The 10,250-nt window shown below is 67.0% G+C and carries 14 protein-coding genes and 1 pseudogene; 8 read left to right on the top strand and 7 right to left on the bottom strand.

The window, feature by feature from the left end; translation table 11 throughout:
- Nucleotides 1-69: 69 nt before the first annotated feature.
- Complete coding sequence (locus tag BN4348_RS39080; RefSeq protein WP_066911655.1) at nucleotides 70-777, top strand: AAA family ATPase; 708 nt, start codon at nucleotides 70-72, stop codon at nucleotides 775-777.
- Between the two features lie 114 nt (nucleotides 778-891).
- Here BN4348_RS39080 and BN4348_RS39075 read toward each other — a convergent pair whose 3' ends face one another.
- The 3 genes from BN4348_RS39075 to BN4348_RS59955 all read right to left on the bottom strand — a co-directional run bounded on the left by BN4348_RS39075 (nucleotide 892) and on the right by BN4348_RS59955 (nucleotide 2,772).
- A complete protein-coding gene (locus BN4348_RS39075; RefSeq protein ID WP_160040379.1) occupies nucleotides 892-1,581 on the bottom strand; it encodes a hypothetical protein in 690 nt (229 codons plus the stop codon).
- A gap of 513 nt (nucleotides 1,582-2,094) precedes the next feature.
- Nucleotides 2,095-2,475 carry a hypothetical protein gene (locus BN4348_RS39070; protein ID WP_142308681.1) on the bottom strand — a complete coding sequence of 127 codons (381 nt, stop codon included), beginning with the start codon at nucleotides 2,473-2,475 and terminating at the stop codon, nucleotides 2,095-2,097.
- Between the two features lie 150 nt (nucleotides 2,476-2,625).
- The gene (locus BN4348_RS59955; RefSeq protein WP_160040373.1) at nucleotides 2,626-2,772 is read right to left on the bottom strand and encodes a hypothetical protein; all 147 of its coding nucleotides are present in this window, start codon (nucleotides 2,770-2,772) and stop codon (nucleotides 2,626-2,628) included.
- 215 nt (nucleotides 2,773-2,987) lie between these two features.
- On the opposite strand from BN4348_RS59955, the gene BN4348_RS59485 reads away from it, so the two are divergent.
- Nucleotides 2,988-3,251, top strand: coding sequence for a hypothetical protein (locus tag BN4348_RS59485; protein ID WP_142308680.1), 264 nt, complete (start codon nucleotides 2,988-2,990; stop codon nucleotides 3,249-3,251).
- A gap of 41 nt (nucleotides 3,252-3,292) precedes the next feature.
- Here the strand turns inward: BN4348_RS59485 and BN4348_RS39060 are convergent, their stop codons facing one another.
- The 4 genes from BN4348_RS39060 to BN4348_RS59480 form a co-directional block, all read right to left on the bottom strand.
- Nucleotides 3,293-3,550, bottom strand: coding sequence for a helix-turn-helix domain-containing protein (locus BN4348_RS39060; RefSeq protein ID WP_066911643.1), 258 nt, complete (start codon nucleotides 3,548-3,550; stop codon nucleotides 3,293-3,295).
- Nucleotides 3,547-4,959 (bottom strand): type IV secretory system conjugative DNA transfer family protein, encoded by a 1,413-nt coding sequence (locus tag BN4348_RS39055; RefSeq protein WP_066911640.1) that lies wholly within the window; start codon nucleotides 4,957-4,959, stop codon nucleotides 3,547-3,549. Before BN4348_RS39055 ends, BN4348_RS39060 begins: the two co-directional genes overlap by 4 nt.
- A gap of 2 nt (nucleotides 4,960-4,961) precedes the next feature.
- Nucleotides 4,962-5,375: a hypothetical protein gene (locus BN4348_RS61310; RefSeq protein WP_235852687.1), complete on the bottom strand. Its 414-nt coding sequence runs from the start codon at nucleotides 5,373-5,375 to the stop codon at nucleotides 4,962-4,964.
- Nucleotides 5,376-5,601: 226 nt separating this feature from the next.
- Nucleotides 5,602-6,036 carry a hypothetical protein gene (locus tag BN4348_RS59480; RefSeq protein WP_142308679.1) on the bottom strand — a complete coding sequence of 145 codons (435 nt, stop codon included), beginning with the start codon at nucleotides 6,034-6,036 and terminating at the stop codon, nucleotides 5,602-5,604.
- A gap of 100 nt (nucleotides 6,037-6,136) precedes the next feature.
- On the opposite strand from BN4348_RS59480, the gene BN4348_RS59475 reads away from it, so the two are divergent.
- The 6 genes and pseudogenes from BN4348_RS59475 to BN4348_RS39030 all read left to right on the top strand — a co-directional run.
- Nucleotides 6,137-6,445, top strand: coding sequence for a hypothetical protein (locus BN4348_RS59475; protein WP_142308678.1), 309 nt, complete (start codon nucleotides 6,137-6,139; stop codon nucleotides 6,443-6,445).
- The gene (locus BN4348_RS39045) at nucleotides 6,442-7,713 is read left to right on the top strand and encodes a hypothetical protein (RefSeq protein ID WP_066911634.1); all 1,272 of its coding nucleotides are present in this window, start codon (nucleotides 6,442-6,444) and stop codon (nucleotides 7,711-7,713) included. Before BN4348_RS59475 ends, BN4348_RS39045 begins: the two co-directional genes overlap by 4 nt.
- Nucleotides 7,714-7,728: 15 nt before the next feature.
- Nucleotides 7,729-8,652: a conjugal transfer protein gene (locus BN4348_RS39040; protein ID WP_066911631.1), complete on the top strand. Its 924-nt coding sequence runs from the start codon at nucleotides 7,729-7,731 to the stop codon at nucleotides 8,650-8,652.
- A gap of 21 nt (nucleotides 8,653-8,673) precedes the next feature.
- Nucleotides 8,674-8,874 carry a hypothetical protein gene (locus BN4348_RS59470; protein ID WP_142308677.1) on the top strand — a complete coding sequence of 67 codons (201 nt, stop codon included), beginning with the start codon at nucleotides 8,674-8,676 and terminating at the stop codon, nucleotides 8,872-8,874.
- A gap of 19 nt (nucleotides 8,875-8,893) precedes the next feature.
- Nucleotides 8,894-9,178 (top strand): glycosyl transferase family 39, encoded by a 285-nt coding sequence (locus BN4348_RS39035; protein ID WP_066911629.1) that lies wholly within the window; start codon nucleotides 8,894-8,896, stop codon nucleotides 9,176-9,178.
- 71 nt (nucleotides 9,179-9,249) lie between these two features.
- A pseudogene (locus BN4348_RS39030) lies at nucleotides 9,250-10,250 on the top strand (ATP-binding protein); the annotation flags it as partial.

Here is a 10,250-nt window from a genome sequence, read left to right as displayed (position 1 = left end):
CCGACCCTAACCCAACAACAGGCGAAATGCGTCTCCCTCCCCCCCGCCGCCCCACCCCCCCCCGCCGCTATGTACACCCCACCGGACGCCGCCGTTGCCGGCCTCGACGACGCGCACCGCCGCACAGTCAACGCCATCACCACCAACATCCACAGCGTCCAACTGCTCCACCTACACACCGGCGCCGACAAAACCGCTACGCTGGGCGCCCTCGCCGACACCGCCCACCACCACAACAAACACATCATTGCGTTGGCCGGCACTGACAACGGCGCCGATCGAGCCTACGCCGACACCACCGCCACCATCGGCAGCCACCGCGACGACCTCACCGCCAAGGGCCACACGCCACCGCTAGGCAGCCTGGTCATCGTCGAGGACGCCCAAGCGCTCACCCCCACTCAGCTGCGCTGGCTCGCCGACAGCGCCGCCACCACCAACACCAAACTCGTGCTCATTACCGCCGGCGACCAGCAGCCCGCGCACACCCTGCTCACCGTCCTGTCCAACGACCTGCCCCACACCCAACAGCTGGGTACCCCCGACCCCGAGCGGCGCCCACCCCGCACCGCGATCGACCGCGCCGAACACCACCTGGCCGCCACCAACGCACCCAGCCCGGCCCAAAACCGCGCCGTCCAACTACTGCACCAACGCAACCACGTGCTCGCGCATCTACGCGACATCGCCACCACCGCAACGCGATTGGACGCCATCGCCGAACGCGACCGCGCCCGTGGCCGCCACCAAGACCGCGGCAACGGCATCGGGCTCTAACCGATCCGGCCCACCCCCGCGCTACCTGCCGCCGCCGACGACAACGAGTCAGAAGGACGATTGGGCCGCAACCGAATTTGCGTGGAAATTAGCGCACCGTCGGAGTTAACGGCTTCAACCGTCTAGCCAGATATCGTCAGGTACAGCACCGCTAGCCCAATTGGCGGGGTGCGCTACGGCCGCGGCACCAACAGCACGACTGACTGCTCGAAGTGCCAGCTCAATTCGGTCGGCGCTGATGCTCAGACCGCGCACAATGGGGTGCTGGTTGCCGTCGCGGCTGACTTCTGCGGCGACCCGTTCGGCAGTGGGGCTACCCCAACGAAAACCGGTTCCCGGGCTGTATACCTTGTCGGCGGCAAGCAGATGCAAGCCCCTGGCAGGGCTGTATCCGGCAAGGTCATCGAGTATGCCGTTCTTCGTCGCCTCGGCTTGCAGTCGCGCGGTCTGATCGAGGCTGGCAGTCGCATCGCGTCGCCTATTCGCCGCGGTGTATTTTGCGAGAGCCGCGTCGAACTGACTACGGCCCATCAGTTCTGAAGCGAGCCGCAGGATTTCGAACAGCTGCCATGCGTCGTCGAGGGCATCGGAGCCCAGATGCAATGCTTCGACCACCGTGGGACTGACCGCCTGATAATTCTGGGCCGGAGTGAGTTTGATCGCCGAGGGGTTGGGCGCCAGCATCCGGGGCAACGGTACGGGGCCCGCGATGTCGATTGGCTCCCCATACAAGGCCAACAACTTGGCCACGCGCCCGTAGTTCTCCGCGCAGACAGCGGCGACGCCGGCGGCGTAGAACAGCATCGACGCCGCGACCAATGGCAAGATTGATAAGCCATGCACTGCCGCCGCGCCGAGTAACCCTCGCGAGTCGCTGCAGGTCCGGCATCCACCAGCTGTCGGTGTCGGGGTCGCCCCAGAATGCCAGGACGGCGACGACGGCGACCGGTATCCGGGTGGCTTCAACGACCCGGTCGGAAAGCGTTTGGGCGTGGTCTCGGTCGTAGTTGTTGTAGTCACCAAGAGCGAACTCGGGCAGCCCACGCAGCCGGCCGAGCTGCTCAGTCACCGTACCGTGCACCGAAATATCGGGCGATTGTTGGCTCAACTGGCGTCTGATGTCGTTGGCCGGGTCGCCGGTTGTCGTGCTGACAACCTGATTGCGTTGCAAAAAGTCCCAGAGCCCGGCGACGCCGTCAACGTGGAGGTGACTATTGACCTGACCGATGTGGAAAGCGGCGACACCCCTATCCGTCGCGCTGATTTCAACGTGCCCGGACTGGGGGTCTTGCTCGCCCGGTTGTCCTTGCGTCTGCGTCACTGCGTCTTTGGCTTCGGGTTGTCGGGTCCGCCACCGAAGTTGACGCTTCCGATCTCCCAGGCCGCCACCGATTGGTTGTCGGCGTTGATGGAGACGTTCGTGCCGTTGCCGGTCGCGGACTGTTGCGCCACCCCGGCGTCCTGCTGAGCCACCGCCCCGGATCGCGATGCAGGTTCATCGCCGCCGCGATCGTGTTGGACAACGTAGCCCCACACCCCGGCCCCGGCGAAGCCCAGGGCGCCGAGTACCAGCACGATCCACCACCACCCGGGCTTGCCGGCGGTCAGGAAGTTGATCGCAAACGTCACGGTGACGGTGGAGACTGCGGCCAGCACCGCGGGCGGCCAATACCGCGATACCACCGCCCGCACCGACATCTGCATCACCTTCCATTCATGCCTTCGCCAGACCAACCCGCCAGCCTACGCGATTGGTACGACACAAGAGACGCTCGCCGAACTGCTGCGCGCGGTCCGACCCACATAGGTTCAGGTGGCGAATTTCGCCATTGCAAGGCGCCGTCTGGATCAGGGTTGGTAGGTGTCGGCGTCCTGGGTGCCGAAGTCATCGATCACCTGCAATGTGCCTTGGACAGCCACTGCGATCAGCACCGTCGCGACCACCAAGGCCACGACCAGTCCGCCGAGCCACGGGAACTTGCGCGAATCATTCATGCTCGTCACAGCTTTCGGCCTGCCTCCACGGCGAGAGCGCATCTCGAATCATCATTACCAAGCTGTCCCGCTGGCGCGGGTGGAGCTTGAGCGCACTCTGCAGTTCGTTGCTCAGTCGAGGCTGCTCAGCCAGGCAGGCGATGGCGCTGTCCCAGCTGGGACCCCAGCGCCGAGTCGCACGCACCCGCGCGCTGTCGCCAGATGCATGGTCTGGGATGGCTGCGGTCGCCCGTATCAACCATTCGATCCCTTCGTTGTTCCCCCTCGGCGAGGCGGCATACAACATCCCCGCCAAAGGTCCAACCGCTGCCGCGGCCCAAAACTCCCTACCCGCCTTCGCCGACGTGACCAGCAACGCCTCCGCGTATTCGACCGCTTCGGCCGGCGAGGTCACCCGCGAGCACGGATCGTCATTAGGAGTTTGGCATATCATCTTGTCCTCCTTGGGAATTGGAAAGCCGCTGCAACAGAGTTACTGAATGTGCGAGGAGGGTGCTCGCCGGCGGCCTCATTGGCGAGCTCATCCTGCGCCCGCCGGCCGCACGCGGCGGCGGGTCAGTTCCCAGTGGGAGCCGCGGCCGGGCCGGCCTGCGACGCGGCGTACGACGCCGCGCCGCGCCAGGATCGCCAGCGCGCGATAAACCTCCTCGGCCAACGCAGGCCGCCCGCGGCGCCGGCAGTACTCGGTGACGGCCAGGTGGGCTTGGGTGGCCGACATCGGTTCACTCGCGCCGGTCAGCACCTCAAGAAGTTGGTCGCGTAACTGCTCGGCGTTCACTGGGTGATCGCTTCGGCGGCGCGGCGGTGACGGGCTACCACCCAGTCCCACAGGTTGCGCGGCTGCTCGACGGCGGGCCGGTCAGCCTGCAGCAGGGTTTTGACCGCGTGGTCGTATTTGGCGACGAAATCCTGCCAGTCGGGTAGCTCGGTGGTGATGCCGGCCGTTCCGCGGCGCAGCAGCCGGGCCTGCCCGAGGTTCTGCGGGAGCAGCCTCCGGTAGTCGAGGCTGGGACCCAAATGGGAGGACAACGTCTTCGCGCCGCTGGCCTGGTCGAAGCTTTCTTGGCGGCGGGTGGTTTCGCGTGACCACTGTTCGCCGCGCTGCAGCATCTCCATCTCGGCGGCTCCGTACATGATCAGCGCTGCCGGGAAGGTGTCGCGCAGCTCACGGGCGTATGTGCTGCCATAGACGGTGTCGAACTGGCTGGAGGCCTGCACCGACAGCAGCAGGTTGACACCCAGGCCGCGGCCTTCTGAGACGTGCCGGCGCAGTGCCGGCATCGGGGCGACGTTAGCGGCCTCATCGATTACCAGCAGCAGCCGGTGCAGCATTTCCTTGCGGGCAGTCTTGCCGCGCCAGCTGCGCACCAGGTGTTCGAGCAAGGTGACGGCGGCCCCGGCGATCGATCCTTCGGCAGGGGCCAGGATGAACAGCGTCGCATCGGGTTCTGACAGAAACGACGCATCGAAGCAGGGATCGTTGATGCCGCGCAGCGCCAATCGCATCCACGGGGTGACCGCCTTGCGCATCGTCAACGCGATGCTGTCGCGCTGGCGGGGGTCCATCGCCAGAGTGCGCATCAGCGCGTTGCGAAACAGCGGCTGGCTGGACACGTGCCGCGCGGCGCTGTGCCAGCCCGGTGCGTCGGGGTCCTTGTCGTCTTTTGCCAAGTTGTCCACGGCCAGCAGCACCCATTCGATGCCTTTGCCGTTCCCGCAGGGGGAAGCCGCATACAGCATCGCCGCCAGCGGGGCCTCGGTGTTGGCTTCCCAAATTCCGGCATCGGACACCTGATCGATGCCCGAGCCCAGTCCGACAGCCGACATCTGCATCATGGTGTTGGCCGCGGTCACCGCCTGATCCGGCGTGCTGATCAGCGCGGTGGGATCAAACGAGCGGACCTGCGAATCTGCTGGGTACACCGGCGAGTAGTCCGGCCGCAAGTCGATAACTTGCTTTGGGCCCCAACGGCGTTGGCACACGAGCCACATCAGATCGTCTTTGGACGATACGCATACCGTGGGCCCTCCCCACAACACCGTCGCCGGGGCTAACACGGCGCGCGTCTTACCAGTTTCGGTGGGGGCGGACACCAACAGGTGGCAGGCGCCGTCAGCCAGCGATAGCTTGTTGGTCGAGCCGTCGCGGCTAAACCCGCAGTACGGCGAGGACGGGGGACGATACATCGCTAGAACCTGCTGGATGGGATCGGATCGCCGGGTGGGTCGTCGCGGCACGTGGGAAACACCCCCGGGCCGGTGAGGTCATCGGGTTGCAGGAAGCCGAAATCGACGTCGTCGACCTCTTCGGGTGGGCGCATCGGCCACCAGTCGCGGGCCCCGTCAACGGCCAGCCAGCCTTCCACGACGCCGTAGATGCCGGCGGTGAGCAGCGCGGCCGGGATTTGGGCCACCAGCCACGGCACCGCCGCCGCTGACACCAGGGAATCGCCGGGCTCATACAGCAGCGGCAACGGCAGACCGACCGCCGCCGCCGCCCACATGAACGCTGCGATCGGGTACGAGCGCAGTTCGCCGGGGATTAGCTGGACCACGCGGACGGACATGGCTTTGCCCGCCGGCCACCCAAGCGGCGCCAGCACTGCCGCCGTCATAAGAATGACCCAGTCAAACATTGCATACGGCGTTTTGATTGGCCGCGCATACCAGGGATGAATAACGTCGTCGTCGGCGGGATCGACCCGCGCTCCGGTGCGGTCGGTGTCGCGGTCTCGTATTTGGCGCGCGAGAATTTCTGCACGCCTTTTCTGGAATATGAAAGTGCGTTGATTGCGGGCGATCCACTTGCGGCGGATCTCGTCGAACCGATCAGCAGGCACTGGCATCAGCAGCATCCCCCACGGCTCGTACAGGCTCAGTGTAAAAGTCGTCGAGACGTTGCGCGACGTCCAGCAGAAAGGTCTTCAACTCGCTTGCGCAGCGCGATACCCCGGTGCATTCGGCGCCGCGCCGCGCCGCGTCGATCGCAGCTGTGCAAAGGCTGAGCTGCTCTGATATCCGCACGGCAGGACTTTCGCCGGCCAGCACCCGCTGCGCAGAACCTTCTTGCCAGCCCAACGCGACATCGAGACGCGCGAGCGTTTTGAGCGCGAATCCACCATCGCGCTCGGCGGCCTTATACAGCGTCGACGGGGCTGGGCCGCCCGCGGCTGCTAGGTCCCCGCGGGTCCAGCGCAACTGCGCCAGGCGGTCCTCGACGAAAAATAGCAGCCGCCTTACTCCGTCTGCCGGTAATGCGTTCACACAAAAGACGGTAACAACCGATCTAGTTATTTCGCTACGGCCGTGGAATATCTGTTATTCCACCCCTTAGGCTGACCCCAAGGGATAAGGAGGCCAGCGGATGCGTGTTGTTATCGGCGCTGTGTTCACCGCCATCATGGGATGCGTTTTCACCCTGATGACGGCAGCGATCTTCGTGATCCAACACTTGTTTGCCAGCCTTATGCTGGCCAGCCTGGCCGCCGCAGCCCTGGTTGCCACCGTGCGTCGACGCCAGACCCGGCGGTCACAGCCTGGCTTGGGATATCCCGCCGCCATGACGGGCCCGCAGCTGCCGCCGGTGAGCCGGTCGGCCGCACCAGAGATGTCTTCAGCGGTCTCGCGTCGCCGCTGCTTGCCAAGCCTGCCGCCCGGGCGGTGCCTGCCATGAGCAATCCCCCGATCGACCACGAGCGCGATTGCGTGATCGCGATCACCCAAGCGTTCCTCGCCGACGTCGACCGCGACGGCCTGGGCGCCGTTCAGGTCGACCCCCGCGCTGAGATCGACCCCCCCGCTGAGATTGACCCTTCCGCCGAGGTCGGCGATGCGCACGACGCACCGATCAGCCGTGGTGCCGCGCGGCCCGAGGACACCATCGACGTCGGCGGCCGTGCCGCCGCGGGTCCCGCCCATCTGGGTGCGTGTCGGCCCACCGATGACCCACCCATTGATCTCGACGGCCCCAGCGACTCCGGTGCGCAGCCCAGCACTCAGGGCGCCGACACGAGTGATCCCAGCACCAGCGGGCAGCACGACAGCACCGAAACCCCGCTGCCAGGTAGCGATCTCGTCGACCAGCTCACCTCCACCAGCGGAACCGACGATGCCGCAGATAGCCCGGCGGAATCCAAGCGGACCCCCCGCTACAACAAGAACATCGCTGTTGGGTTCGCGGCCGCCACCGTGGTGGCCACCCTGATTGCCAGCGGCGCTCTGCTGGCCATGCGCGGCGACCCGCACACCAGCGAGCCATCCCAACCTGCGGCGCCCAACACCCGGCTCAGTGTTCTTGCCGCACCATCAAGCACCACCCCGGCGCCCGACAACCAGGACTTGACCATCCCCTACACCGCCACGTCGGTGGGATGCCTAGCCGGCTCGACCGCCGCGCAATCCGTCGCCGGCCCCGACTCCACCCAGGCCTGGGTGTGTGTCACCGGCGGCAACGTCGGCCAATACCTCGTGCTCAATCTCGGCCGCAGCATGGTCGTCACTGCCGTGTCGATCACCCCGGGCTGGGTCGGCGCCGACGCGTCGGGCGCCGACCAATGGCACCAGCACCGCGTGCTCACCCGTGTGCAATGGAGCTTCAACGACAGCCCGCCCACCGTGGTGCCCCAAGAGACCGCCAGCGTGCACGGAGAAGCTGCTAAACCCATGCCGACCCGCGGCGTGCTGGCCTCGCGCATCATCATGCTCGTCCAAGAGACCGGGCGCGCACCCGCCGACATCACCCCCACCACCAGCCCGGCCCCCGGCGGTGGAGGTGGGCTCATCGGCGAGGTCCTGGGCCCACCGGCAGCACCCGCCGATCCGGCGCCGATCAGCAGCATCCCCGCGCTGCCCGGGCTGCCCGCCGACCAAAGCCACACCGACCCCGCCGACAACACGTTTGCGGTGTCGTCGATCAAAATCTTCGGCCACCCACCCCAGTGAAGGTTTCCACCAACCATGCTCACCAACACCTGGCGCAAGCGCCTCGACGGCACCCACCGCGCGGTTCGCCGCGGCGCACTCATCGTCGGCCTCGCCTCGTGCAGTGTCGTGGCCATCGCCACCATCTGGGGGTGGATCTTCAACGAGCCCATCGACGTGGCCGGCCCAGCGCGCAGCGCTGTCAACCGCACCGCCCTGGTCGGCTCCTATGCACAAGACTGTGTGACTCGGTGGCTCACCGCCACCGCAGCCCACCAGCAGGTCCTGCACGACTGCTGGTCGTTGCGCGACCCGATCCGGCTGCCCACGACGCCCGCGCTCAGTGTCGCCTCCCCGGCTGTCTCGGCCGTCACCCTGGTCGGCGACACTGGTGGCGCCCAGCAGTGGAGCGTGGTTATCAGCGTCTCCGAGCGGGCATTTGAGGCCGCCACCCCCCGCACCGCCTACTATCGGCTGCCCGTCGTCTACAGCACCTACGGACTGCGGGCCAGCGCGCTACCGGCCCGGGTCAACGGGCCCGGCGCCGGCGCGGACGCGCCGCTGGGCTACTCCACCGCCGTCGCGGACACCTCACCCGCTTTCGCCACCGTCAGCGGATTCATCACCAGCTTTTTGACCGGCGCCAGCGGGCTGGAACGCTACGTCACCACCAGCTCCGGGCTGCTGCCCGCCGCCGACTACCGCTCCGCCCAAGTCATCAAGCTCGTCGCCAACCACAGCCCCGGTGACCACGACGTCCCCGCTGAGGGCGCCACCGTGCACGTGTTGGCCACCGTCAACGCCGTCACCAGTCAATACGCCCCGCTGCAACTGGACTACCCGATCGTGTTGACCGTCACCAGCGGCCGCTGGAGCGTCTCAGGGCTGGACTATGCGCCCCTGCTCGCCGAGGGCGCCGAACTGACCCCCGTCATTCCTACCGCCGCCGCGCCGCGCTAGAGCAGCCAGGAGCCATCCACCATGAGTCTTACGCACCTTCCCCCAGCGATCCTGACCGCCACAGTGCTGCTGCGGTTGGCACGGCTCGTGCGCTATCGCTACCTGCGCGCGCTCATCCGAACCGGCCTACTGACCGCCGCGGGCGCGCGACTGCTGGCCGCGTCCGGCCACGCCATCAACGCCGGCCCCATCTGGGGAGCCCTCCCGCTGTCATTGCACTAATCACGAAAGGAAACCTGACATGAATATCGCCTCGGCCCCAACGGTTTTGGCCGCCACCGACCTGGTTTCAGGCAGCCACTCCCTCTACACCATCGGCGTGGGGGTGCTGGTCGTGCTCATCCTGCTTGGCGGCGGGGCACGCGCGGCCGGCGCCTTCTTCGGCGGGCGCATCGGGGCCACCGTGGCCTGGGCCCTGACCGCGGTCATCGTCGCTGTCGTCGTCGGCTCCGGCTACGCCATCTACACCTCGACCAAACGCACCGTCGACCGCACCGGCATCACCACCGGCCAATTCGGCCAGTAACCCACCACGCGGCCCCGACAATTCACCGCGACCGACCCGATTGGCGGTCACAACGCCGAGGAAAACAACTCGTGACCGAGTCAGCGCAGCTGTTCAAAGGTGTGCACGACACCCCCGTCTACACCGACATCCTGTTCAAAAAGCCGCTACGACTGGGGGTGGCGATCAGCCTCTACGGGGGCACGGCCCTGACCGTCGCGCTCACCATCCTCACCCTGGACTCCGGGCACGCCCGCGCCATCTTGATCTACGGCCTGATCCTCACCGGCGCCGCCGCCGGCGGCGCAGCACTGATCCCCCGCCAACGGCCCACCCTGCGCTTCCGCATTGCCAGCGCATGGCGCGCCCTGCGGCCCGACCTGGCCAGCAGCGCCAGCGACCCGCTTCTGGCGCCACCGCGCACCGTCATCGGCAACCTGAGCTTCACCGCCCACGGCGTCTACGCCCACTATCTGATCAGCGGATTGCCCTACTACCTGCAATCCACCAAACGCCGCATCGGCGTGGCCGACCGCCACCAAGCCCTGGCCCGCGAAATCCCGGCCGGCACATGGGTCTTCGGGCTGTCCGTGCCCCAAAACCAACGCCAACTGCTGCGCGCCATGCTCGATGGCCACCGCGACAAACACCGCTGGATCAACGCCTGCCGGCAGATGGCGCCCGTCATCGCCGCACAAACACCCCGCACCCGCATCTACTGGCTAGCCCTGCCCGTCGACGCCGGCCGGGCAGGGCACAGCCCCGCGGGCCAAGTCGCCAAAGTGCGCGACTGGGTGATCGGCCGCGACAAAGACTCCGACGACTCCGTGGCCGCCTACCAGCGCCTGGCCCACGACATCACCACCGCCATCCCCGAAGAATTCGGCCCCCAACCAGTCAGCGCAGACATGATGGACTGGTTCTGGCGCCACAACGCCTGGCGCGGCGTGTTCAACAACCCCCTGCCCCGCCGCGCCACCACCGGCCAGCTCGACACCACCGCGCTGCCGGTCGCTGTCTTCGACGACGGCGACCAGCTCCACCACGGCGGGCGCACCCTGCCGCTGCGCCTCATCGCCACCGCACTGGCGGG

Origin of the sequence: Mycobacterium interjectum, from assembly GCF_900078675.2 — a bacterium.
Lineage (GTDB): Bacteria > Actinomycetota > Actinomycetes > Mycobacteriales > Mycobacteriaceae > Mycobacterium > Mycobacterium interjectum.
The sequence above is the reverse complement of the archived record's forward strand: the minus strand, read 5'-3'. Positions and strand labels throughout refer to the sequence as shown.